The sequence below is a fragment of the Clostridium sp. AM58-1XD genome (genome assembly GCF_003464085.1).
Lineage (GTDB): Bacteria > Bacillota > Clostridia > Lachnospirales > Lachnospiraceae > Lachnoclostridium_A.
Genome location: NZ_QSDR01000010.1, coordinates 17,978 through 41,130 on the forward strand (window position 1 = coordinate 17,978; position 23,153 = coordinate 41,130).

Here is a 23,153-nt window from a genome sequence, read left to right on the forward strand (position 1 = left end):
AAATACAGGCAGCGCAGACATTATACTTAAAAAGGAGACTACATATGAAAATCAGAAAAGCAACGGAACGGGATTTGGAACGGTTGCTGGAAATTTACGAAGAGGCCAGAATCTTTATGGCAGAAAACGGCAATCCAAATCAGTGGGGAACTTCTTATCCCGAAAAATCTCTCCTGATTCATGACCTGGAGGAAGGCTGCAGTTATGTATGCACAGGAGATGACGGGCAGATTCTTGGAACCTTTTATTTCCGAATTGGAGATGAGCCGAACTATCATATGATTTACGATGGAAAATGGCTGAACGATAATCCATATGCCGTTGTTCACAGAATTGCATCTGCTGCAAGGGCAAAAGGTGCCGCCAGCTTTTGTCTGGAATGGTGCTTTAGTCAATATAACAATATCCGTATCGATACACACCGGCAGAACCTTCCCATGCAGCACATGCTGGAAAAGAACGGCTTTACCTTGTGTGGCACCGTATTCGTAGAAGACGGTTCGGAACGGATCGCATACCAGAAAAACTGAATATTCAACATACGTCTGAATGGGAAAAGGCTCCCGGGCCGGTCTGCAACCCGCCTGGAAGCCTTTTCTTGTCATTCGTTGCTTATTATTTCATTCAGCAGTATTTATTTGCCTGCCATCTGTCTTTCCTGAGCTTCGATCATCTTCTTAACCATATATCCGCCTACAGAACCGTTCTGTGCAGAAGTTAAGTTACCATTGTATCCGTTTGTTAACGGTACTCCCAGCTCGCTTGCTACTTCCATTTTGAACTTATCCAGTGCTTCTCTTGCCTCAGGTACGTTTGTAGAATTAGAAGAATTGTTTGACATAATAATACGCCTCCTTGTTTTCTGATTTGCCATGACCGTTTTTGTTTTTTTCATGGCTTGTTTTTTGTTACACTCCTATTATGTGTGAATGAAAAAATAATACACTAGAAGGTTTTACGAAAAATGTCAGAAAACGGTAATTTACAAATTCAGCTTTTCATAGCTTTTTTCGAGGTAATTATCCAGGCGTTTTTTCAGTTCCTCCTCCTCCGGAAGCACAAGCTCCGGATCTTTGGAAAGCAGACGGTTCACTTCATCCGAGACGGTTTTCAGTATGGAAGCGTCCGTAAAGATATCGGCCAGCCTGAATTCCATGTCTCCGCTCTGTCTCAGTCCGAATATGTCTCCCGGACCGCGCAGCTTCAGATCTTCCGAAGCGATATAAAATCCATCGTTCGACCGGTTGAGAATGTCGAGACGTTCACTCGTTCCATCGTCATCTCCGCAGTTGACCATGATACAGTAAGACTGATGTTTGCCCCGTCCTACGCGGCCGCGCAGCTGATGGAGCTGAGCCAGGCCGAAACGCTCTGCATTTTCTATCATCATGACCGTTGCGTTCGGCACATTGACGCCGACCTCGATGACCGTTGTGGATACCAGCACCTGAATTTCATTTGATGCAAACCGTTCCATAATTTTGTTTTTTTCTTTTCCCTTCATCTTCCCATGAAGGTATTCTACCGTTATGGAAGGCGGAAGCTTGCTCTTTAATGTCTTTGTATAGTCCAGCACATTTTCAGCTTCTATCATTTCACTTTCTTCCACCATGGGACAGATGACATATGCCTGCCTGCCGGCAGCGATCTCTTTTACTATGAACTCGTATGCCTTCGGACGGTAAGACGGATTTACAACGCAATTTTTGATAGGAAGACGGTTGGAAGGCAGCTCGTCAATGACGGAAATGTCCAGATCGCCATATATAATAATCGCCAGCGTTCTGGGAATCGGAGTGGCGCTCATGACGAGCACGTGCGGTTCTTCTCCCTTGCTGCCCAGCGCCTCTCTCTGCCCCACTCCGAATCTGTGCTGTTCGTCTGTAATAACGAGAGCCAGCCTATCATAGATCACCTTCTCCTGAATCAGCGCATGGGTGCCGATAATCAGATCGCTTCATGAGAAGCGATTTTTTCATACGCAAGGCGCTTCTCTTTTGCCGTCATGGAGCCGGTTATAAGGATCGGCTGTTTATCAATCCCGTTTTCTTCAAACAGGCTGCAGATGGATTCAAAGTGCTGCTTTGCCAGCACTTCCGTAGGCGCCATGAGCGCTCCCTGATATCCGTTGTATGCAGCCTGCAAAAGGGCCAGTACGGCGATGATCGTCTTTCCTGAACCGACGTCACCCTGAATCAGACGGTTCATCACAAGACCGCCGGACAGGTCGCTGTATATCTCCTGAAGCGCCCGTTCTTGGGCGCCTGTCAGTTCATATGGAAGGCTGTCTTTTAAAGCCTGTACCTGACTTGACAGTTTCATAACAAATTGGCTTCTTTTATCGCTTCGTCTCTCCTTCAGCCTTCTGACTGCCAGGAGAAAAAAGAAAAACTCATCAAAAACCATCCTCTTCCGTGCAAAGAGAAATTCCTGACGGTTGGATGGAAAGTGAATATGTTCAAGAGCGAAATTATACTCGGCCAGTTCATTGCGTATGCGGATATCAGACGGCAGATACTCCCGCTCCATCCGGCGGTTTTCCATGGCCTGTGACACGGCTCTCACGATCGCCTTGTTGCCCAGTCCTTTTGTCTGCCCGTAAATCGGCTGCATGGATTCCATAATTTGGCCATAGGAATCCAGTGAAAAAATCTCCGGCTGCTCCATCGTCAGCCTTCCGCTCTTTTTCACAATCCTGCCTCTGAAAACAAAACGGCAGCCTGCTTTCAGGGTTGTCCTGAGAAACGGCATATTATACCACGTCAGCTGCAGCTTGTCCTTCCCGTCGCTCAGGAATGCCAATGTAACCTGAATGTGGGAAAAGCGCCGTACTTCCGCGTCTTTCATAAGAACGCCTTCCACCGCCGCAGTCATGTCCTGCTTCAGGCTTCCCACCAGCACCGGCTTTTCATATGTTTCATATCCTCTGGGATAATATTCCAGTAGGTCCTGTACCGTAAAAACACCCAGTTTTTCAAAAAGTTTTCCTGTTTTTTCTCCAATCCCTTTCAGAGAAGTGACCGGTTCCTGATTCATACTTCCTCCTGCTGTTCCATTCTGCTGCTTATGAAATTGAAAAGCAATGCCCCCGACACCAGCTACAGCGGCCAAGCCGCCGCATAGAAACGCAATCTGGTATCAAGGGCATATCTGATTTGTGCCGCGTATTGTTATTCCACGGATATGAGATAATAGTAAACCGGCTGTCCGCCCTCATGGAGCTCCATTTCACACTGAGGAAATTTTCCCTTGCCCGTTCCAGGAGGCGGTCTGCGTCCTCTTCCGTGATCTCCTCTCCGTAATAAACGGTAACCAGTTCAGAATCGTCATCAATCATTTCATTTAAAACTTCCAGGGCAGTTCCCTCGATTGTTTTTCCGACCGCGAGAATACCGTTATCTCCCAGCCCCATGATATCGCCTTCAGCAATCTCTCTTCCATCAATCGATGTGTTTCGCACGGCATATGTGATCTGTGCCGTTTTTACTCTGGACATTTCATTCATCATGTTGTCTACGTTTTCTTCTACGGACAGGTCCGGCATAAAATTAATAATCGCCGTAATTCCCTGCGGGACTGTTTTAGACGGAATCACGATGATATTTTTATCTTCTGCCAGGCTTTTTGCCTGTTCTGCAGCCAGAATAATGTTTTTGTTGTTGGGAAAAACAAAAATCGTATCTGCATTTACATGATCGATTGCATTCAGCACATCTTCCGTACTGGGATTCATGGTCTGTCCGCCTTCAATCAGGTAATCTGCTCCAATCCCCTTAAAGATCTCACCCAGGCCGTCTCCAATGGATACCGCTATAAAGCCAAATTTTTTTCTGGGCTCTTCCTGCCTGGCCTCAGCAGCAGCCCTGATGTCAGCCTCTTTAATCAGCTTCTCCTGATGCTCTTCTCTCATATTGTCAATCTTCATCCTGGAGAGAGAACCGTAGGTCAGGGCCCTTTCAAAAGCCAGCCCCGGATGGTTCGTGTGGACATGTACCTTGACGATGTCGTCATCCGAAACGACGACTATGGAATCACCTATGGATTCCAGATAGGATTTCAGTTCCCTTTCCCTGCTCTCGTCATAAGAATGTTCCAGATTGATGATGAACTCCGTGCAGTATCCGAAATGAATATCGAATTCCGCCGTATTGGATGCAGAATTACCGGAAGCTGATCTGGAAGTACTTTCCGTCTCTGAAAATGACGGCACTTCGACAGATACTTCTTTTCCGAGAAGGCCGTCTCTCGCCCCCTTCATCACCTGCATGAGTCCCTGCCCTCCGGAATCCACAACTCCCGCCTGCTTCAGCACCGGAAGCATCTCCGGCGTCTGGCTCAGTACATAATCACCGTATTCGATCACACGGTCTGCAAATTCAATGATATCCTCTGTCTCAGAAACAAGCTCTACGGCTTTATCTGCCATTCCCTTCGCAACCGTCAGGATCGTTCCCTCTTTCGGCTTCATGACAGCCTTATAAGCCGTCTCCGCAGCCCTTACGAAGGCATTTGCGAGAGTCGTCGTCGTAATAGATTCCGCCGTCTTTATCTCTTTTGTAAAGCCGCGGAAAAGCTGGGAAAGGATTACGCCGGAATTTCCTCTTGCGCCTCTCAAAGAACCGGAAGCAATCGCCTTTGCAAGCTGTTCCATCGTCGGATCCTTCAGGGCAGCCACCTCTTTTGCAGCCGCCAAAATCGTCAGAGACATATTCGTACCCGTATCTCCGTCAGGAACCGGAAATACATTCAGTTCATTAATCCACTCCTTTTTCGCCTCAAGCCCCTTTGCTGCCGCCAGAAAAGCCTTCTGGACCATCCTGGCATCTATCGACCTCATACCCACGGGTATCTTCCTCCTTAATCTATCACTTTTACACCTTCCACGAAGATATTGATTCTGTCAACTTCCATTCCGGTGAATTCTTCCACTTTATATTTTACCGTTTCAATCAGATTATCGGAAACGGCGCTGATGCTCACTCCGTAAGAAACAATGACATGAAAATCAAGGCCAATATGGTTGTCCTCAATTGTGACATTGATTCCTCTTGTCAGGCTTTCCTTCTTTAAAAGTTTTACAAGGCCGTCCTTCATGCTGATGGCAGCCATGCCTACAATCCCGAAACACTCCACCGCGATTGTACCGGCATATAATGCGATTACTTCAGGATTGATCCGGACTTCTCCGAACTCGTTGTTTAAGCGTCCTTTCATTAAACATGCCTCCATTCTTGTCAAAGCAGACTGATATCAGCTGCCCTGCTGTTTAAGCTGTGTATATTATACATGATATTATCAAAAAAAGAAACAAATTTTTATTTTTCACTTGCAAATTGGGAAGACATCTGGTATCATACAATATGTTGTGGATTCTAATACTCAGGAATCCAAGTAGCGTTTAAGGAGGTGCGAATCATGGCTAAATGTGCAATTTGTGAAAAGGCTGCTCACTTCGGCAATAACGTGAGCCATTCCCATAGAAGAAGCAATAAAATGTGGAAAGCAAACGTAAAGTCTGTTAAGGTAAAAGTTAACGGCGGCGCTAAGAAGATGTATGTATGTACTTCTTGCTTACGTTCTGGTCTGGTAGAAAGAGCGTAATTTTTTAGATCATTCGAATTTTAAAAGCTCCGGGGCTTCAGCCCGGAGCTTTTTTCGTTGAATGCGATGCTCTTACGCAAAACGTCCCGGTCACCGCTATATGCTCATTCAGAAGGGCAGTTCCTTCCCGACTAACATCCGCAGAACAGGTTATATCCCACCACCAGACAGCCAATGATGAAAATAAGCGTAGAAAACGTCTGCGGTATCAGAAGAAGCACAGTCATTCCTACACCGAAACAAAATAACATCAGTCCGCAAATCCGCTTCATTTCTGTCCCCCGGTTTTTCCAGCTATGGTATATCATATGCAGAACCGGAAAAACTATGACAGCCTTTTATAATCTCGAATCTCAGGATTCTTCTTTTTCCGCCTTCTGTGCGGCAGCCAGATCCTCAGCGGCCTTCTCCGCTTCATCGGACACAACGCCCTGATTCTTTCCGGATACAAAACGGTTGACAAAGTCGGGAACCATGTCCAGAACCTTTGTCATGGCGTCCTGATTCTTTATGCTGACCAGCTTTGTCACGCCGTTCTGTATAATCAGTACGGCACTGGGACTCATCTTTGCGCTCATACCGCCGCCGCCGTTTCTTTTGGCATTCTCTGCAAACGAGCCTGCCGCCATCCCGCAGCTCACGTCTACGAACGGAAGGATAATGGCATCGTCCACCTTTACTGCATCCCCTACAACCGTTTTTGTTGTAACAAAATGGTCCATTCCCTGAAATAATGCTTCGACGGTCGAAGCGAAATGATTGTCAGCCATACGCTAAATCCTCCTTATGCGGGCCGCATATGATATGCAGCCGTTTCATCGCAGTTTTATCTCATCCACTTTCTCAAAAGCAAGCGGAATCTCTTATTTAAAAACAGCCGGCCGGCGATTACTGTCAGTGTGAACAGCCGGATTCGTCCTGAAAACGACAGCTCCCCTTCCAGAATCTGCTCTTCAAAAGACGGGCAGACCTGTATGGAATCCCTGTAAAAGGGATACAGAAGGCCGGCTGCAGCCAAAGCCTGTCCGGTCATATAGGGATCGTCAAATCCAAGTCTGACCTTTCCTCTTATCTTCCGCGGAAGTACATGCTTAAAAAGTACCCTGATCTGCTTAAGCAGTAGTTTAAAAAGCTCCTGATTTTTCTTGTCATTGATAAACTGCTTTATCCGCTCTACCTTTTTCTCCAGGGACTTCCACTTATCCCACATGGAACAAAAAGCTGCCTTCAGGTTCTTAAAAATGCGCAAAAACCGGTCTTTCAACCGTTTTGGCCATCCCGGCCGGCCAAAGCCGCCTCTGCTTTTTCTTTCTTTTCCAGAAGTTTTTTTACCTTCTTCCCGAACCGGCTCCCGGTGACGGCCGTCTTCCGAATCCGCCGTCACCTCTTTTTTCACTGCTTCGTCCTGCGCGTTCCTCTCCCCGCCCTGATATACAAAATCCTCTTCTGAATCCTCTATGGATGCGATGTGGACATCAGGTACAGGAGCGCCGGGGCTGCCGGCGTCTTCTTTATCTTCCTCATCGGAAAGCTCTTCGGATATTTTTTCCCAGAATTCATCCTCACTGATCTCTTTTTCCGCTTCTTCCTTCGCTTTTCTGCCCAAAGGAAAGCCCAAAATACGTATGGTCACGTCCAGATTTTCTTCATAGACAGCAGTCAATGAAATCATATGGAGAAGCCAGGTTGCCTTCAACCTTCCCTTCCATGCGCCATAACAGGATCCTTCTCCCCTGTACCGGACCGGTACAAAAAGCAGGATGCCGGCAGCCAGCAGGATGAAACCAAGAACAGCCAGCAGAATCCATCCGATAATTTTTAATATGAATAAAACAATATGAATCACGTTTGCCTCCGTGGCCCTTTATCTCTCACTTTCTGCTGCCGCCAGAAATTCGTCGATGTCAGGTCTTCCGATCCTCTTATACATATCGACAACGATCCTTCCCGCCACTTCCAGCGCTTCATCGTAATCTGCCGCAATGCCGAGAACCAGCAGATCGCTCTTTCTATAACAGGGCAGAAGCAGGATATTCGACGGATAGATATCAAGGACATTATTCCCGTTTGAAGGCGGAGTAATCACATAGCTCCCCTTCTGAAATTTCCTTCCGCGGATTCTCTGAATGATTGAATACCGCTTTTCCTTCGCTTTTTCTCCTTCATACAGATGATGATACCACCGCATCGGCAAGTCTCCAATCGATTTTATTTCCGATAGTTATCCAGTATGGAGCGGCGCAGGAGGTCCAGTGCCTTAACAACTGCCTGTTCCCTGATCTTGTTGCGGTCACCCTTAAACTGGTACGCTTCCACCCATACTTTTTCATTCATGTAGCAGGCAATGTATACGAGACCCACCGGTTTTTCTTCCGTGGCTCCTCCGGGGCCTGCAAGCCCTGTAATCGCGATACAGACGTCGGAATCCGTAGCAAATACGCCTCCCATAGCCATTTCTTTTGCTGTCTGCTCACTGACAGCACCGTACTTTTTAAGGGTGCTTTTATTGACGTCCAGGATCTTCCTTTTCGCTTTATTAGAATATGTGATGAATCCCTCGCGAAATACATCGGATACTCCCGGAACATTGACAAGACGTCCTGCGAGCATTCCGCCTGTACAGGATTCTGCCGTAGTCACTGTCAGCTCATATTTCTTCAGCAGCTCTACAACCGCCTCTTCCAACGTTTCTTCCTCATCTGTCGTATATACGTAATCTCCAAACCGGTTTTTAATTTCCTTGACCACAGGCTTAATCAGTTTTTTAGCAGCCTCCTCATCGGCAGCCTTCGCCGTTATACGCAGATGAACTTCTCCTGTCTTCGCATATGTGGCGATCGTCGGATTCGTCTGTTTATCGATCATATCCAGAACCTTCGTCTCGACCTGGCTTTCTCCGATACCGCAGATTTTCACCATCTTGGACAGAATAATTTCTGGCTGAAGGTGCTGCAAATAGGGATAGACCTGTTTCATAAAGAGCGGATACAGCTCGTTCGGAGGGCCTGGAAGCAGGATTGCGGCTTTCCCGAACTTCTCCATAATCAGGCCTGGCGCCGTGCCGTTGCTGTTGTCCAGCACCTTGGCGCCATCCGGTACAAGCGCCTGCTTCCAGGTATTCTCAGGTATGTCTTTGTAAATGCCGTTTTTAAAATATTCTTCCATATGCTTCTTCGTATGAGCATCCTCCACAAGTGGGAATCCCATCACCTCTGCGCATACTTCCTTTGTCAGATCGTCCTCCGTCGGTCCGAGGCCTCCTGTCAGAATAATGATATCCGAACGCTTAAGTGCCACACGGATTACTTCGGAAAGCCTCTCCCTGTTGTCTCCCACTACGGACTGGTTGTAGATGGAGAGCCCCAGCAGGGCACATTTTTCTGCGAGGAACTGGGCATTCGTATTTACGATATTGCCGAGCAGCAGTTCCGTACCGACGGAAATTAATTCTACTGTCATTGCTACATACTCCCTTCTGTAAGAATCTTATGGTTTTTCGCAATATAGTCAACCAGGGATACAACAGTCAGAATCAGAGCGATCCAGATCATGACGGTTGTAACAGGCTGCAGCGCTTCGATGTTAAAAATCATAAGAACTACAGCGATCATCTGGAATGTGGTCTTAAATTTTCCCCAGTAGCTGGCCGCGATCACAATGCCGTTGTCCGATGCCACAAGGCGGAAACCGCTGATAATGAATTCCCGGCTGATAATGATAATGACCATCCACGCAGGGATCTGTCCCAGCTCAATCAGGCAGATCAGTGCGGAACAGACAAGTAGCTTATCCGCAAGAGGATCCATAAATTTCCCAAAATTAGTGACAAGATTATACTTTCTTGCAATCTTTCCGTCCAACATATCAGTCAGGCTGGCTACGATAAAGATTCCGGCCGATACGATTCGCAGCGTTTCATTTTCTCCGCCGTCCCACAGGAGGGCGACTACAAAAAACGGAATCAATATCACTCTCAAAACAGTCAGCTTATTTGGCAGATTCATCGTATACCTCCCCGATCAGATCGTATTCCAGAGCTCCTGTCACCTGAACTTTTACAAAATCCCCGGACATGAGTTCTGCCTCCGAGTTTACAAAAATTAGCCCGTCTACATTTGGAGCATCCATATAGGTCCTGCCTACATAGACATTTTCGTCGGCAACCTTTCCCTCAATCATGACTTCCAGAAACACGCCTACATTGTCTTCACATTTGGCAAATGCGATATCCTGCTGAAGCTCCATAATCTCGTCGCGCCGCTTTTCCTTGATTTCCTGCGGCACCTGATCCTCAAAAGAGGCGGCAGGCGTATCTTCTTCTGCTGAATAGGCAAATACCCCCAGCCTTTCAAATTCCATCTCGTCCACGAAATGCAGAAGCTCCTCATGGTCCTCTTCCGTCTCGCCGGGGAATCCCGAAATCAGCGTTGTCCTGAGAACGATATCAGGGATTCGTTCCCTCAGCTTTCCGATAATCTCTCTCAGCTGGGCCTGATTCGTTCTGCGCCCCATCCGTTTTAAGATTCTATCATTGATATGCTGGATCGGCATGTCCAGATAATGGCAGATTTTTTCCTCTTCCCCGATTACCTGGATGAGCTCATCCGTTATTTCTTCTGGATAGCAGTACTGGATTCGGATCCACTGAATCCCCGGTATCCTGCAGAGCTTCCTGAGCAGTTCGGGCAGCTTCTTTTCACCGTACAGATCCTTTCCGTATACCGTGGTCTCCTGGGCTACAAGGATCAGTTCTTTCACCCCTCTGGCCGCCAGCTTTTCAGCTTCGTCTTCCAGCTGCTCCATCGGTACGCTGCGGTAAGCTCCACGCAGGCTTGGAATGATACAGTACGTACAGTGTTTATCACAGCCTTCTGCAATTTTCAAAAATGCGTAATGGCCTCCCGTGGTGACAATCCGCTCTGACTTCACCTCAGGCAGGGCATTCAGATCATGAAAGCACTGGACGTGGCCGCCTCCGCCGATGACTTTTTTCATTACTGTGGATATTTCATCATACGTGGATGTGCCCAGTACGGCGTCCACTTCCGGAATTTCGTCCATAATCTCTTTTTTATATCTCTGAGCCATACAGCCGGTTACGATCAGTATGCGGCAGGATCCTGACTTTTTGTACTCTGCCATTTCCAGAATCGTATTAACGCTTTCTTCCTTGGCATCGTTGATAAAGCAGCATGTATTGATGACGATGGCCTCAGCCTCCGTCTCCTCGTCTGTAAAGGTATGGCCGTCATCACGCAGCAGTCCCAGCATTTTTTCGCTGTCTACCAGATTTTTATCACAGCCCAGGGAAACAAATAATATTCTCATATAAAACTCCTCGTATCGTGTTGCGCCAAACTATAAAAGCCATCTCCTTAGCTCTGAGACGGCTTAAATAATCAGCAATCGGTAAATGTGAAATGAAAACCGCCGTGACGGCTACACTTCGTTGCTGTTCACTTCATCATCGCCGACAATTTTAACTTTTGATTTGTATAATTCTTCAATCGCCACGGATAAAGGCTTCTTGCCTCCGGCAGGTACCATGGCGTCCTCGCCTGCGATCAGCTGTCTTGCTCTCCTTGAAGTCGCTATAACGATGGAATAACGGCTCTGTACCACCGGCTGTTCGCCTGGCTCTACGTCGCTGTTTACTACGTTGATTAAATCTGTGTAAGATGGATGTAACATATTTTTTCTTCCTTTCTATATACAACTTTAAAGCTGATTTAATTCATATTTCATCTGCTGAATGAACTCCAGATTGTGGCTTACTCTGTGATGCTGCGCCTGAATCAGCCGGTGCATCTCTTCCACACATTCGTCGATTCTGTCATTCACCAGTATGTAATCGTAATTCTCCATGCCTTCTGCCTCTGCAGAGGCCCGTTTCAGCCTCGCGTCAATCACTTCCAGCGTCTCCGTACCGCGGCCGATCAGACGGTTTCTGAGTTCAGCTGCGCTGGGGGGCATAACGAAAAGAAGAAGCGTCTCCGGATACTTTTCCTTTACCTTGAGGGCACCCTGGATTTCAATTTCCAGAATTACATCCTTTCCCTCGTCCATTTTCTTCATGACATATTCTTTCGGCGTCCCATAATAATGATTGACATACTGAGCGTATTCAATCAGTTCGTCCGCCTCAATCTTCTTTTTAAACTCCTCTTCGCTGATAAAGAAATACTCTCTGCCGTTCTCTTCTCCCTCTCGCGGGCTTCTTGTTGTAGCGGAGATGGACAGCGCATAATTCTCATATTTCTCCATTAGCGCCTTCATAAGCGTTCCCTTTCCGGCTCCTGAGAAACCGGAAACGACGACTAAAATTCCTTTATTACTCATGTCAGATGCTCCGTTCCGTCGTAATCTATCATTCAATATTCTGAATCTGTTCCCGCACCTTTTCAATCTCCGTCTTCAGGGCAATCGCCTTATCGGAAACAGCCAGGTCCGTGGATTTGGACAGCGTCGTGTTCGCTTCCCTGTTCATCTCCTGAGCGATGAAATCCAGTTCCCTTCCGATCGTACCTCCGGAAAGCAGCTTCGTTTTCATTGTCTCAATATGGCTGCGCAGGCGGACCATCTCTTCATCCACGCAGATCTTGTCGGCAAAAATCGTAACTTCCGCCGCTATTCTGCTTTCGTCAATGGAAGCCGTCTCAAGCAGCTCCTTCACCTTATCTTCCAGTTTCTGCCTGTATTCAGAAAGGATCTGCGGCTCTCTCTCTCCGATGAAGTCTACCAGCTCCCTCATATAATCCAGCTTTCCTACTAGATCTTCCCTCAGATGCTCGCCTTCCGTAATCCGAGTCCCGACAAAGCGCTTCGCTGCCTCTTCTACAGCCCCAGACAGGACCTTCCACAGATGTTCCTCATCTTCCGGCACCTCTTCCATTGTAAGGACTTCCGGACATTTTGCCAAAACAGACGCCTTCATGTCATTCTGGATTCCGAACTGTTCGGACATCTTCTTAAAATACTCCACGTACTCGGCAGCCAGACCGCTGTTGTACTTCAGGCACATATTGCCTTCCGTATAGTCCTCGTAGCTGATATATACGTCTACCTTGCCCCTCTGAACATAACTTTTCAGAAGCGTACGGATGCCTGCTTCGAAATAGTTGAATTTCTTCGGCATCTTGATGCTTAAATCCAGATATCTGTGATTGACGGCTTTCATTTCGACAGAAATCTTATATTCATCTGTCACGACTTCATATCTTCCGAAGCCGGTCATACTCTTTAACATCGGACTGCCCTCACTTTCACATAGATACTGTTTATTATAATTCATATAGAAAAGCAAGTCAACAATACTTTTTCACTTAATTCACGTATCCATTCAGCCGGGCAGCCGATTCAATGGAAAACCCTTTTCCCTGCCTATAATTTGTGATATACTTCTAAAATATGAAGATCAGGCCTGTTTTTGCCTGACTAACCGGTATTGGAGGTAACACAAATGGCTTTTGACGGAATTGTAATTGCAAACCTGGTCCGCGATATGAAGGCTGCTTTAGAGGGCGGCAAAGTAGCGAAAATCGCCCAGCCGGAAAAGGATGAACTGCTTTTTACTATAAAAAACCAGAAGGAGACTCACCGCCTGCTGATCTCTGCAAGCGCCAGCCTTCCTCTGATCTATTTTACGGATACCAATAAACAGGGGCCTATGACGGCTCCTAATTTCTGCATGCTTTTGCGTAAGCACATCGGCAACGCCAGAATCATTACCATATCCCAGCCCGGCCTTGAGCGCGTAATCGAAATGGAATTTGAACATCTGGATGAGCTGGGCGATTTATGCCGCAAGAGGCTGATGATCGAAATGATGGGAAAACACAGCAACATCATTTTCTGCAAAGAGGACGGAACGATTCTGGACGGTATCAAACATGTTTCCGTTCAGATGAGTTCTGTCAGGGAGGTTCTGCCCGGCAGACAGTATTTCATCCCTCAGACGGTGGAAAAAGAAAATCCCCTGGCCGTTCAGGAAGACCGCTTTATAGAAATCATGAAGGGAACGCCTGCTCCGCTTCAGAAGGCGCTGTATCAGAAGTTTACAGGCATCAGCCCCGTGATCGGAACGGAGCTTGCCCATCTGGCTTCCATCGACGGAGATATACCTGCCAATGAACTGTCCGAACTGGAGCTGATCCATCTTTATCACACGTTCGCCCTCATGATGGACGATATTAAAGGTGGACGGTTCTGCCCCAATATCATCTGTCAGAACGGAGAACCTGTGGAGTTTTCCTCCCTTCCTCTTACGTGCTTTGACGGCGGTGCGTTTACATCAATGCCGTATTCTTCTGTCAGCGAGCTGTTGGACGATTACTATTCTTCCAGAAATACGATTACCCGTATCAAACAGAAATCCTCTGATTTGCGGAAAATCGTACAGACGCTGTTGGAGCGCAGCTATAAAAAATACGACCTCCAGCTGAAACAGCTGAAGGATACGGAAAAACGGGATAAATACAAGGTATACGGAGAACTGATCAATACTTACGGCTATGAGCTTTCCGGCGGCGAAAAGGAACTGCGCTGTTTAAACTACTACACAAACGAAGAAATTAAAATTCCTCTGGATCCGCAGCTGTCTCCCAAGGAAAACGCCCAGAAGCATTTCGACAAATACAACAAGCTGAAGCGTACCTTTGAAGCGCTTACCGACCAGACGAGAGAGACAAAACAGGAGATCGACCATCTGGAATCCATCAGCACGGCCCTCGATATTGCACTGAAAGAAGACGACCTCGTTCAGATCAAAGAGGAACTGATGGAATATGGCTATGTGAAAAAGAGACCATACGGAAGTAAGCGGCCCAAAATAACGAGCCGGCCATACCATTATATTTCAACTGACGGCTTCCACATCTATGTAGGGAAAAATAATTATCAGAATGAGGAAGTTACCTTTAAGCTGGCTTCCGGCAACGACTGGTGGTTCCATGCAAAGGGAATTCCCGGATCCCATGTGATCGTAAAATCGGAGGGAAAGGAACTGCCTGACCGCGTCTTTGAAGAGGCGGGAGCCATCGCTGCCTACTACTCGAAAGGGCGCAGCAATGACAAGGTGGAGATCGATTATGTCCAGAGAAAATCAGTAAAGAAGGTGACGGGTGGCGCTCCGGGATTCGTCATCTATCACACAAATTATTCTCTCGTGGCCTCTCCTTCCTGTAATTTTAAAGAAGTGTAAGATATAAAATATTGCCCCATGTACAGGATTCAGTTTCAAGGCGTAACTAAATCAGCCGATCAACGGGAAGTTAGTGCCCTTCTATATTGCCTATAAATGGGGCTGATGTATTTATATAGAACAAATAATACCCATCATCTGTATTTTTCACATAGCAATTCCATTCATTGAATGTATAGAATTCAGACATTGAATCTTCTATTTCAGACTTTTGCAGCTGTGTTGAAAATGTTATGGAAGATAGACAGTCAACGTGATTCCCCGTTCCTGATGTATTCCCGGTTTCGGAATATATATCCACAATCTGAATGTCCGGAATCGTATTCTCCAAATTCGCCTGCAACTGCTCTGTCTGTCTCTTGGTGGCAATATGATTTACTCCCATGCCAAAGATTTCATAGAGTACCCAAATTGCTATTAATATAATGGGTGAAAATAAAAGTACTATCGAAAATGTATGTATAAAGTTTTTTTTCCTCTTATGTTTCGCTGAAAATAAAGCCCGAATAAAAGCGGCCGGCAGGCATACAAGTAAACACAAAATGAGAATACGTAAAACGATAGAGATGCCATTTTGCACGATACAATCCTCCTTTAAGCAGAGCGGTTCTTTTGTGGTAAAGTAAGCATACTTAGGTTTTCCAAGCTCGTTGAATACTTCAGCAAAAGTAGCTAGAGGCATAATAAAAATCGGATTATGCTGTTATGCTGTTTCCCCGCTCCTTAAAAGTTACGAAAAGAGGGTGTTGCAAAAAGTCGAATTAGTTGTGCCACGGCAATGCTTTATTCCTTTTTGCAACACCCTCAGCAATATTTCCTCGCTTTTCCGGGGCTTCACTATTTTTTCTGTCCTACTTCAGGTTTGGGGAATATCCGTTTATTTCCTCGGAATGATCTCAATCCAATAACCATCCGGATCGGAGATAAAGTAAATTCCCATTTTTTCATTTACAAAACACACGCATCCCATCTCCTGATGCTTTTTGAAAAGCTCATCATAGTCATCTACGTGGAATGCCAGATGAAATTCACACTCACCCAGGTTGTATGGTTCCGTTCTGTCGCGGAGCCATGTGAGCTCCAGGTTAAAATCCGTCTGTCCGTCACCCAAAAATACGAGTTTAAAGGAACCGTCTTCTGCATTTTTTTCGCGGACCGGTTCAAGCCCGAGGGCTTCCTTATAAAACGCCAGGCTCTTTTCCAGATTCAGTACATTAAAATTAAAGTGATTGAATGTAATCATAGGGCATTTCTCCTTTTTATATATTTTATATCCTTCACAGGCCGCCAGGTTTCTGCCTATTATCGGATTGCCGCCATGGCGGCCTTTTCCGCATGTATCTGCGTTGTATCAAAAACAGGAAGGGACGATTCTTTCTGTTGAATTAAAAGGCCGATTTCCGTACAGCCCAGAATTACTCCCTGAGCGCCCCGAGCTTTCAGCTTCTCGATGATCCGGAGATATTTTTCTTTTGATTCTTCTGAAATGATTCCAAGACACAGTTCGTTATAGATTACATCGTTCACAAGTTCGATGTCCTGCCCTTCAGGAACCAGCACCGTGATTCCTGCATCTTCCAGCTTTTTTCTGTAAAACTCCTGTGTCATGGTATATTTTGTTCCAAGCAGAGCCACCTTCCTTATGCAGTTCGCTTCCAGCGCTTCTGCCGCAGCTTCTGCAATGTGGATAATCGGAATGTGAATACGGCTCTGTATCTGTGGAGCTACTTTATGCATCGTATTCGTACAGATAACGATGAAATCGGCTCCCGCTTTTTCCAGGCTCTGGGCGGCTTTTGCCAGAATATCCGCGCTTTTGTCCCAGTCTCCCGCCGCCTGACATGTTTCAATTTCCGAAAAATCCACGCTGTACAGCAGAACTTTTGCAGAATGCAGCCCGCCCAGCTCCCTTTTTACTACTTCGTTAATCACCTGGTAATACGTAACCGTACTCTCCCAGCTCATCCCACCTAACAAACCAATCGTCTTCATATGCCCATCCCCCTTATATATTCATACATTGGCAGCTCAAATATCTATACCAGCTTTTCAACTCCGCCGCCATCTGACAGCAGTTTCCGCGCCAAATTTTGCGGCTTGGCAACTACTGCCTGGAACAACATTTGGCGTCAGAAACTGTACGGGAAACGCAAACTCCGCTTTACTCCGCCGTAAAAATCACAATCATACTCATCGGGGTATCGCCTCTCGGCTCCTCTTCCGCGTCTTCCACATAGAAATTCATGGAGAATTCCAGCGGTACATACTGCTGCTTCGGTGCCGGGATTGTAAAGATCGGCCACTGATCCGTAAGCTCAAAGGTGGTCAGAACCTCTCCTTCAGATGAGACGGTAATCGTCTCTCCTCCCTTTAAAGGCCTTGGGTAATAACAGTCGAAGCGGATTTCCCCGCTGGTTCCGGTGAATATATCTACAGCCGCCTTTTGGTCCATCCAGCTGTCTTCATAATATCCATATATCGTCTTGAATTTTTCCACCTCTACAAGAGGAGTTATATCGATATAGCGCTGCCGGATCTTGTCCTCCTTCAGAACGAACACATGATCCTTATCCGTAACCGGGCCTAACTCTTCCAGGTCCTTCAGAAAAGTTACCCTTGGAGTCTCCAGGGATTTATCTTTCCTGTAAGGCTTCCAGAAGGTATCGATAATATAGTCGTCCAGCTTAAAATGATTGCCGATAATCTTAATCTCTGATCCGAAAATCTGATCCCCATACGTTCCGTATGTCACCTCAGCCAGAGAATTCGCCCGCAGCTGTGTGGGCCAGTAATACAGATTTCCGTAATTGCTCCTGTAGAACAGTTCGACAGGAACCAGCAGCAGAAAATATCCAAAAAGCAGGATCCGTCCGGCAAGAGCCGTTCTTTTTCCGCCTTCCATATCCAGGATCCGACAGAGGAAAATCAGAAAGAACAGCGCTCCGGCATACGTGACGTAAACCCATCGCATCTCCACGCGGATCGTAGAGCTGGCTGCTCCAATGCACATCGCCAGGAACGTCAGGATCATGATTGCGTTACATAGATATTCCACTCGGTTCTTCTTTTTCCATGCAGCACATATGGCCAGAGCGACAATGCCCAGCAGCGCTGCATCCATCAGATATACAATCAGCTTGATCTTCATCGGCACGTTGATCCACTCGACGCCGCACAGGTGAATATATCCTGCATTGATTCCAAATACATATAAAACATTGCTGACTGCGAATTTAAGGGCCTGCGTTACGGAAAATGTCTCTGTTACATTTGTTCCCCCTGTTCCGGCGGGCGTAAAACTTCCCATCGCCAGAAACCGGAGTCCTGCTACAACAAGAAATGCGGCCAGAGCCGTGAGAATCATCCGATACTCCCTTTTTCCTTCCGGTGAGCGCCTGAGCACGGCCTGTTTCAGGATGACTGCCACCACCATCACAACAGTCAGTACCATAAAGCGTTCATGCGTTAGACATGTAATCACATATATGATATCTGCCAGCAGGAATTCCCTGTGGCCGTCTTCCTTTTGCATATACTGATATAAGAGAAACAGGATCGCAAAAGAGCCCCATAAAGCGACCGTCTCCATCAGGCCATATGCCTGGGAAATCTGATAATAGGAAAAATGGGAAAGCAGATATGCCAGTCCGGCAAACAAGCTCGGCATCGTCCGTTTTCCAATCACCTTTGTGCAGTGGAAAATCGTAAGGGCTACGAAACAGTTCAGTACGATATTGACTGCCACGGTAAATCGGATATTTGGTCCCAGAAGCCAGAGTTCCAAATAGCTTAAAATATTAAATACAAGGCGGAATTTCGTCCCTCCCAAAGGACAAATATACTTTAAAAAAGGCTCCTGGTCATAACAGTACCAAAGATAAAGATCATCCAGGCAGTATCCGTCCGTACGGATTCCAGCATTGACCAGAAAGCCAAAGAGAAGGAATACCGCCAGGGCAAGCAGGTATTCCATTCTCTGTAATCGTCTCTCTTTTAATTCCATCATATAATCCCCAACATCTACCGGATTTCTTTCATTCCGCCCATATAAGGCTGAAGTACTTCAGGAATCCGAACACTGCCGTCTGCCTGAAGGTTATTCTCCAAAAATGCGATCAGCATTCTCGGCGGAGCTACTACGGTATTATTCAGCGTATGGGCAAAATATTTCGTTCCGTCCTCTCCGTTTACACGGATTTTCAGGCGGCGGGCCTGCGCATCACCCAGGTTGGAGCAGCTTCCAACCTCAAAATATTTCTGCTGTCTTGGAGACCATGCTTCTACGTCTACGGACTTCACCTTCAGATCTGCAAGATCGCCGGAGCAGCACTCCAGTGTGCGAACCGGAATATCCATAGAGCGGAACAGGTCAACTGTATTCTGCCACAGCTTTTCATACCACATCTTGCTGTCTTCCGGTTTGCAGACAACGATCATCTCCTGCTTCTCAAACTGATGAATCCGGTAAACGCCTCTTTCTTCAAGGCCGTGTGCTCCTTTTTCCTTACGGAAGCATGGTGAATAGCTTGTCAGAGTCTGCGGAAGCTTTTCCTCCGGAAGAATCGTATCAATAAACTTGCCGATCATGGAATGCTCGCTGGTACCAATCAGATAGAGATCTTCACCTTCAATCTTGTACATCATGGCATCCATTTCCGCAAAGCTCATTACGCCTGTCACCACGTTGCTTCGAATCATGAAAGGCGGAATACAGTAAGTAAATCCCCGGTTAATCATGAAATCGCGCGCATAGGAAATCACAGCTGAATGCAGCCTTGCGATATCTCCCATGAGGTAGTAGAATCCGTTACCTGCCACTTTTCTGGCACTGTCTAAATCAATTCCGTTGAATTTTTCCATGATCTCCGTATGGTAGGGAATCTCAAAATCAGGTACAACCGGCTCGCCGTATCTCTGAACTTCAACGTTCTCGCTGTCGTCCTTTCCGATCGGACACTTGGATCGATGATATTCGGTATGGTCATCATGATCTTTGTGATTCTTTCTTCCAGCTCTTTTTCAGCCGCTTCCAGCTCTGCAAGACGTTTTGCGCCTTCGCTTACCTGCAGTTTTACTGCTTCAGCCTCTTCTTTCTTACCCTGACCCATCAAAGCGCCGATCTGTTTGGACAGCTTATTGCGGCTGGCACGGAGATTGTCTGCCTCTGCCTTAGTTGAACGGTTTTCTGTGTCCAGTTCAATCACTTCATCAACTAAAGGGAGCTTGCTGTCCTGGAACTTATTTTTAATGTTCTGTTTTACGATGTCAGGATTTTCTCTGACAAATTTTAAATCTAACATAATTTTCCTCCTGGAATTTTTTCTTCTTTTTTCGCCGTATGTTCGCTGCAAAGCATATTTTCAATCATAGGCAATGTCCTCAATGACTGAAAAAAGCGCAAATTCTTATGAATCTGCGCATGATTATACTACAATTTGGAAGGAAAGAAAAGCCCTTTTCCGGTTTTTCCCCTATTTCACCTGCAAAAACAGGTTCATCTTTTTCAGGATCGGCCTGACTGCCATATAAACGGCAACAACCACGGCTGTTCCCGCGACTGCATTGATAAATGTGACTCCTGCCGCCCACGTAGACATAATCTTTGCAGCGGATGATTCTACGCCGAGAAAATAATTTTTGTAAAAATAGCCGACGATCGGGTCCATAATCACATTAAAGCCCAGACCGGCTACAGCAGATATCAGCGTCCATTTAAAAATATAGCTGTGGCTGTGATCCCTTGTAATGTGGGCGATCCGGTGAGCCACAAATCCGCTCACAAGCCCGATAAACAGTTTCAGAATGAATGTCTTCGGTGCGCTCGTCACATAAGCCGGATCAAACAGGTCCGCAATCGTCATTCCGATCGCCCCTGCAGCACCTCCATAACCTCCGCCCAGCAGAATGGCGGCCAGCACACAAAAAGCGTTTCCTATATGAAGAGCCACCATATCTCCGCCGAATGTCGGAATCGGAATTTTAAGAAACATGAAGCACACATAGCATAATGCGGCCATCAGTCCAGTCAGTACGATCTTATATACTTTTTCACTACTCTCTTTCATCTTTTCCACTCCTTGCTATTCACGATGTTCCTTATCATACACAAAAAGTGGAATGTTATAAACAGCCAGTTACATATTTTTCAACCAGTCCAGTATCAATCTCTCGATTCTACACAGATCAGGACACCTTCTGTGAACTCCAGCAAGGCTTCTTCTTCTTCGATTTCATTGCTGATGCACAGAGAAGGTCCGATGACAATATCCTTTTTATAAAGGGGATACTTAAATCCGGTCAGGGTAATGCCCTTTACCTCGTAAGTCAGGGGAAGGAACGATATATATTTTCCCCACTGGCTGTCTTTTTTAAATGCTCTGCCTTTGTTCAGAACAGAAACCCTGTTTTTTTCGTCCACCATACACGCTGCCATTCCATGCTCCAGGCAATAATACAACAGATGAAGGTTTCCTATGGTATGATCCAGACGTCCCCCCATCGCTCCCAGCATGACAATTTCCTCACAGCCTGATTTCAGAGCCGTATATATGGCAAGTTCCGTATCTGTTTCATCCTTTTCCGGTTTGTGGATGTCCCATTCAATGCCGTTTTTCTTTCTGTAATTCTCCAGGGTATCTTGATCCAGAGAATCAAAATCGCCCACTGCCGCGTGAACGGCCAGGCCCAGATCATGAGCCTTCGCCAGACCTGCATCTACCGCAATTATTTTATGGAATGTACGGCCCCCGATATATTTTTGTGCGAATTCCATGTCCAGGCTTCCGCCTGTAAGAATCAGACATGTTCTCATTTGTCATACTCTCCGAAAATCCTCAGGAATTCCTTAGTATTTGCTGCGGCATCTCCTTTGTACACAGCAGAACCGGCTACAAAAACATTTGCGCCTGCTTCGATCAGCTCCCTGACGTTTGCAGGGCTGACGCCGCCGTCCACCTGAATATCTGTTTTAAGTCCCCGCTCCCTTATCATGGCGCGCAGCTGTTTGATTTTTTCCGTCACATACGGAATGTACTTCTGTCCTCCGAAACCGGGATTTACCGACATTAAAAGCACCATATCGACGCTGTCCAGAACATATTCCAGTACATTCAGCGGAGTCGCTGGATTTAACGCTACGCCTGCCTTAAGCCCGGCTTCTTTAATCTGCTGAACCGTACGGTCCAGATGACAGCATGCTTCTGCATGAACACAGATCAGATCCGCGCCTGCCTGTTTCATGTCATCAATATAACGGCCAGGTTCTTCCACCATCATGTGTACATCGAAAATTTTATCCGTACACTCCCGCACGCTGGCAATAACCGGCATGCCAAATGAAATGCTTGGAACAAATGCCCCGTCCATTACATCTATGTGAATATATTCGGCTCCGGCTTCTGCCACCGTTCTGATTTGATCTCCCAGAATTTTAAAGTCTGCCGCAAGCAGCGACGGTGCTAAAATAAGCATACTCAATACCTCCTCTTATCTTTTAACTCCTGATACATCAGGCAGTAATTCTCATACCGGCTGCGGCTGATTTTCCCCTCTTCCACAGCCTCTTTAATCCCACATACTCTTTCACCGATATGGACGCAGCCCAAAAATCTGCACGCCTCCTCATACGCAGCAAATTCCGGAAAATAGTCTTTCAAGTCCTTTTCTTCCATTTCCTCCACATACATGGAGCTGAAGCCGGGCGTATCCATCATATACGTTTCATCTCCCAGAAAAAACAGTTCCGTATGCCTGGTCGTATGCTTTCCCCGCTTGATTTTCTCACTGATCGAACCGGTCTCCATGGCCGCTTCCGGGTACAGACGGTTTGTCATGGACGATTTTCCAACGCCGGACGGACCGGCTAAGGCTGTAGTCTTTCCTGTAATCAGTTTTTTCACTTCTTCTAAGCCTGACTTTTCGTATGTGCTGGTAAAGATCACGCGGTATCCCGCAGACTCATAAATTTTTCTGTAGGTTTCTTCGTCTTCTTTTGCCGTCAGATCCGTCTTATTAAAGCAGATAACAACAGGAATCTCCTGATACTCCATCATAACCAGGAACCGGTCCAGCAGATTCAGATTCGGTTCTGGATTCGTAATGGAAAATACTACCAGTGCCTGATCGATATTTGCTACTGCCGGACGGACCAGAGAATTCTTCCTCGGCAGAATTTCAGTGATATTTCCCTCCCCGTCTCCTTCGTCCAGAACGTCAAACTGTACGTCGTCTCCCACGAGAGGCTTTATCTTCCTGTTGCGGAAAATCCCCTTCGCCTTACACTCATATACTCTGCTGATCCCATCGTGAACATAATAAAAACCAGCAATGCCTTTAATAATTTTTCCTTTCATTC

23 protein-coding genes and 3 pseudogenes are annotated in these 23,153 nt (G+C 46.5%); 3 read left to right on the forward strand and 23 right to left on the reverse strand.

The window, feature by feature from the left end:
- Positions 1-44 precede the first annotated feature (44 nt).
- Complete coding sequence (locus DXA13_RS07765; RefSeq protein ID WP_118243124.1) at positions 45-530, forward strand: GNAT family N-acetyltransferase; 486 nt, start codon at positions 45-47, stop codon at positions 528-530.
- Between the two features lie 104 nt (positions 531-634).
- Here DXA13_RS07765 and DXA13_RS07770 read toward each other — a convergent pair whose 3' ends face one another.
- From DXA13_RS07770 to DXA13_RS07785, 4 genes and pseudogenes are all read right to left on the reverse strand, one after another.
- Positions 635-841, reverse strand: a complete 207-nt coding sequence (locus DXA13_RS07770) for an alpha/beta-type small acid-soluble spore protein (protein WP_118243293.1) — start codon at positions 839-841, stop codon at positions 635-637.
- 141 nt (positions 842-982) lie between these two features.
- A pseudogene (gene recG, locus DXA13_RS07775) lies at positions 983-3,036 on the reverse strand (ATP-dependent DNA helicase RecG).
- Positions 3,037-3,170: 134 nt separating this feature from the next.
- A pseudogene (locus DXA13_RS07780) lies at positions 3,171-4,843 on the reverse strand (DAK2 domain-containing protein).
- Positions 4,844-4,857: 14 nt separating this feature from the next.
- Complete coding sequence (locus DXA13_RS07785; protein WP_118243126.1) at positions 4,858-5,214, reverse strand: Asp23/Gls24 family envelope stress response protein; 357 nt, start codon at positions 5,212-5,214, stop codon at positions 4,858-4,860.
- Between the two features lie 201 nt (positions 5,215-5,415).
- On the opposite strand from DXA13_RS07785, the gene rpmB reads away from it, so the two are divergent.
- On the forward strand, positions 5,416-5,601 hold the full coding sequence (rpmB, locus tag DXA13_RS07790) for a 50S ribosomal protein L28 (protein ID WP_101875345.1): 186 nt from the start codon (positions 5,416-5,418) through the stop codon (positions 5,599-5,601).
- A gap of 131 nt (positions 5,602-5,732) precedes the next feature.
- Here rpmB and DXA13_RS20965 read toward each other — a convergent pair whose 3' ends face one another.
- From DXA13_RS20965 to DXA13_RS07835, 10 genes are all read right to left on the reverse strand, one after another.
- The gene (locus DXA13_RS20965) at positions 5,733-5,873 is read right to left on the reverse strand and encodes a hypothetical protein (RefSeq protein WP_181995568.1); all 141 of its coding nucleotides are present in this window, start codon (positions 5,871-5,873) and stop codon (positions 5,733-5,735) included.
- An 81-nt stretch (positions 5,874-5,954) separates the two neighbouring features.
- Positions 5,955-6,371 carry a GerW family sporulation protein gene (locus DXA13_RS07795; RefSeq protein ID WP_118243128.1) on the reverse strand — a complete coding sequence of 139 codons (417 nt, stop codon included), beginning with the start codon at positions 6,369-6,371 and terminating at the stop codon, positions 5,955-5,957.
- Positions 6,372-6,427: 56 nt separating this feature from the next.
- Positions 6,428-7,447, reverse strand: coding sequence for a DUF2953 domain-containing protein (locus DXA13_RS07800; protein ID WP_118243130.1), 1,020 nt, complete (start codon positions 7,445-7,447; stop codon positions 6,428-6,430).
- A gap of 18 nt (positions 7,448-7,465) precedes the next feature.
- On the reverse strand, positions 7,466-7,789 hold the full coding sequence (locus tag DXA13_RS07805; protein ID WP_118243132.1) for a hypothetical protein: 324 nt from the start codon (positions 7,787-7,789) through the stop codon (positions 7,466-7,468).
- Positions 7,790-7,809: 20 nt separating this feature from the next.
- On the reverse strand, positions 7,810-9,060 hold the full coding sequence (locus DXA13_RS07810) for a competence/damage-inducible protein A (protein ID WP_118243134.1): 1,251 nt from the start codon (positions 9,058-9,060) through the stop codon (positions 7,810-7,812).
- A gap of 2 nt (positions 9,061-9,062) precedes the next feature.
- Positions 9,063-9,605: a CDP-diacylglycerol--glycerol-3-phosphate 3-phosphatidyltransferase gene (pgsA, locus tag DXA13_RS07815; RefSeq protein ID WP_118243137.1), complete on the reverse strand. Its 543-nt coding sequence runs from the start codon at positions 9,603-9,605 to the stop codon at positions 9,063-9,065.
- The gene (rimO, locus tag DXA13_RS07820) at positions 9,589-10,929 is read right to left on the reverse strand and encodes a 30S ribosomal protein S12 methylthiotransferase RimO (RefSeq protein WP_118243140.1); all 1,341 of its coding nucleotides are present in this window, start codon (positions 10,927-10,929) and stop codon (positions 9,589-9,591) included. The genes pgsA and rimO overlap by 17 nt, the downstream gene beginning before the upstream one ends.
- Before the next feature lie 111 nt (positions 10,930-11,040).
- The gene (gene rpoZ, locus DXA13_RS07825; RefSeq protein ID WP_118243142.1) at positions 11,041-11,292 is read right to left on the reverse strand and encodes a DNA-directed RNA polymerase subunit omega; all 252 of its coding nucleotides are present in this window, start codon (positions 11,290-11,292) and stop codon (positions 11,041-11,043) included.
- 27 nt (positions 11,293-11,319) lie between these two features.
- Positions 11,320-11,940: a guanylate kinase gene (gmk, locus tag DXA13_RS07830; RefSeq protein WP_118243144.1), complete on the reverse strand. Its 621-nt coding sequence runs from the start codon at positions 11,938-11,940 to the stop codon at positions 11,320-11,322.
- A gap of 28 nt (positions 11,941-11,968) precedes the next feature.
- A complete protein-coding gene (locus tag DXA13_RS07835) occupies positions 11,969-12,847 on the reverse strand; it encodes a YicC/YloC family endoribonuclease (RefSeq protein WP_118243147.1) in 879 nt (292 codons plus the stop codon).
- 213 nt (positions 12,848-13,060) lie between these two features.
- Between DXA13_RS07835 and DXA13_RS07840 the strand changes: the two genes are divergently transcribed.
- Positions 13,061-14,800 (forward strand): NFACT RNA binding domain-containing protein, encoded by a 1,740-nt coding sequence (locus tag DXA13_RS07840; protein WP_118243149.1) that lies wholly within the window; start codon positions 13,061-13,063, stop codon positions 14,798-14,800.
- A 70-nt stretch (positions 14,801-14,870) separates the two neighbouring features.
- Here the strand turns inward: DXA13_RS07840 and DXA13_RS07845 are convergent, their stop codons facing one another.
- From DXA13_RS07845 to rsgA, 9 genes and pseudogenes are all read right to left on the reverse strand, one after another.
- Positions 14,871-15,380 carry a hypothetical protein gene (locus tag DXA13_RS07845; RefSeq protein ID WP_118243151.1) on the reverse strand — a complete coding sequence of 170 codons (510 nt, stop codon included), beginning with the start codon at positions 15,378-15,380 and terminating at the stop codon, positions 14,871-14,873.
- Between the two features lie 297 nt (positions 15,381-15,677).
- Positions 15,678-16,043 (reverse strand): VOC family protein, encoded by a 366-nt coding sequence (locus DXA13_RS07850; protein ID WP_118243154.1) that lies wholly within the window; start codon positions 16,041-16,043, stop codon positions 15,678-15,680.
- 59 nt (positions 16,044-16,102) lie between these two features.
- The gene (locus DXA13_RS07855; protein ID WP_118243156.1) at positions 16,103-16,792 is read right to left on the reverse strand and encodes an aspartate/glutamate racemase family protein; all 690 of its coding nucleotides are present in this window, start codon (positions 16,790-16,792) and stop codon (positions 16,103-16,105) included.
- A gap of 169 nt (positions 16,793-16,961) precedes the next feature.
- Positions 16,962-18,806: a hypothetical protein gene (locus tag DXA13_RS07860; RefSeq protein ID WP_147348004.1), complete on the reverse strand. Its 1,845-nt coding sequence runs from the start codon at positions 18,804-18,806 to the stop codon at positions 16,962-16,964.
- A gap of 14 nt (positions 18,807-18,820) precedes the next feature.
- Positions 18,821-20,100: pseudogene (gene serS / locus DXA13_RS07865) on the reverse strand (serine--tRNA ligase).
- Positions 20,101-20,271: 171 nt separating this feature from the next.
- Complete coding sequence (locus DXA13_RS07870; RefSeq protein ID WP_118243160.1) at positions 20,272-20,865, reverse strand: ECF transporter S component; 594 nt, start codon at positions 20,863-20,865, stop codon at positions 20,272-20,274.
- A gap of 95 nt (positions 20,866-20,960) precedes the next feature.
- A complete protein-coding gene (locus DXA13_RS07875; protein ID WP_118243162.1) occupies positions 20,961-21,611 on the reverse strand; it encodes a thiamine diphosphokinase in 651 nt (216 codons plus the stop codon).
- Positions 21,608-22,270 (reverse strand): ribulose-phosphate 3-epimerase, encoded by a 663-nt coding sequence (rpe, locus tag DXA13_RS07880; RefSeq protein WP_118243164.1) that lies wholly within the window; start codon positions 22,268-22,270, stop codon positions 21,608-21,610. The genes DXA13_RS07875 and rpe overlap by 4 nt, the downstream gene beginning before the upstream one ends.
- A gap of 2 nt (positions 22,271-22,272) precedes the next feature.
- Positions 22,273-23,151: a ribosome small subunit-dependent GTPase A gene (gene rsgA, locus DXA13_RS07885; RefSeq protein ID WP_118243166.1), complete on the reverse strand. Its 879-nt coding sequence runs from the start codon at positions 23,149-23,151 to the stop codon at positions 22,273-22,275.
- Positions 23,152-23,153: the final 2 nt, after the last annotated feature.

Coding starts and splice junctions, on each gene's coding strand:
- rpoZ (WP_118243142.1), bottom strand. CDS start 11,292: ATGTTACATCCATCTTACACAGATTTAATCAACGTAGTAAACAGCGAC.
- rpe (WP_118243164.1), bottom strand. CDS start 22,270: ATGCTTATTTTAGCACCGTCGCTGCTTGCGGCAGACTTTAAAATTCTG.
- DXA13_RS07860 (WP_147348004.1), bottom strand. CDS start 18,806: ATGATGGAATTAAAAGAGAGACGATTACAGAGAATGGAATACCTGCTT.
- DXA13_RS07805 (WP_118243132.1), bottom strand. CDS start 7,789: ATGCGGTGGTATCATCATCTGTATGAAGGAGAAAAAGCGAAGGAAAAG.
- DXA13_RS07765 (WP_118243124.1), top strand. CDS start 45: ATGAAAATCAGAAAAGCAACGGAACGGGATTTGGAACGGTTGCTGGAA.
- DXA13_RS07810 (WP_118243134.1), bottom strand. CDS start 9,060: ATGACAGTAGAATTAATTTCCGTCGGTACGGAACTGCTGCTCGGCAAT.
- DXA13_RS07835 (WP_118243147.1), bottom strand. CDS start 12,847: ATGTTAAAGAGTATGACCGGCTTCGGAAGATATGAAGTCGTGACAGAT.
- rsgA (WP_118243166.1), bottom strand. CDS start 23,151: ATGAAAGGAAAAATTATTAAAGGCATTGCTGGTTTTTATTATGTTCAC.
- DXA13_RS07785 (WP_118243126.1), bottom strand. CDS start 5,214: ATGAAAGGACGCTTAAACAACGAGTTCGGAGAAGTCCGGATCAATCCT.
- gmk (WP_118243144.1), bottom strand. CDS start 11,940: ATGAGTAATAAAGGAATTTTAGTCGTCGTTTCCGGTTTCTCAGGAGCC.
- DXA13_RS07770 (WP_118243293.1), bottom strand. CDS start 841: ATGTCAAACAATTCTTCTAATTCTACAAACGTACCTGAGGCAAGAGAA.
- pgsA (WP_118243137.1), bottom strand. CDS start 9,605: ATGAATCTGCCAAATAAGCTGACTGTTTTGAGAGTGATATTGATTCCG.
- DXA13_RS20965 (WP_181995568.1), bottom strand. CDS start 5,873: ATGAAGCGGATTTGCGGACTGATGTTATTTTGTTTCGGTGTAGGAATG.
- rimO (WP_118243140.1), bottom strand. CDS start 10,929: ATGAGAATATTATTTGTTTCCCTGGGCTGTGATAAAAATCTGGTAGAC.
- DXA13_RS07855 (WP_118243156.1), bottom strand. CDS start 16,792: ATGAAGACGATTGGTTTGTTAGGTGGGATGAGCTGGGAGAGTACGGTT.
- DXA13_RS07850 (WP_118243154.1), bottom strand. CDS start 16,043: ATGATTACATTCAATCACTTTAATTTTAATGTACTGAATCTGGAAAAG.
- DXA13_RS07870 (WP_118243160.1), bottom strand. CDS start 20,865: ATGAAAGAGAGTAGTGAAAAAGTATATAAGATCGTACTGACTGGACTG.
- DXA13_RS07875 (WP_118243162.1), bottom strand. CDS start 21,611: ATGAGAACATGTCTGATTCTTACAGGCGGAAGCCTGGACATGGAATTC.
- rpmB (WP_101875345.1), top strand. CDS start 5,416: ATGGCTAAATGTGCAATTTGTGAAAAGGCTGCTCACTTCGGCAATAAC.
- DXA13_RS07795 (WP_118243128.1), bottom strand. CDS start 6,371: ATGGCTGACAATCATTTCGCTTCGACCGTCGAAGCATTATTTCAGGGA.
- DXA13_RS07840 (WP_118243149.1), top strand. CDS start 13,061: ATGGCTTTTGACGGAATTGTAATTGCAAACCTGGTCCGCGATATGAAG.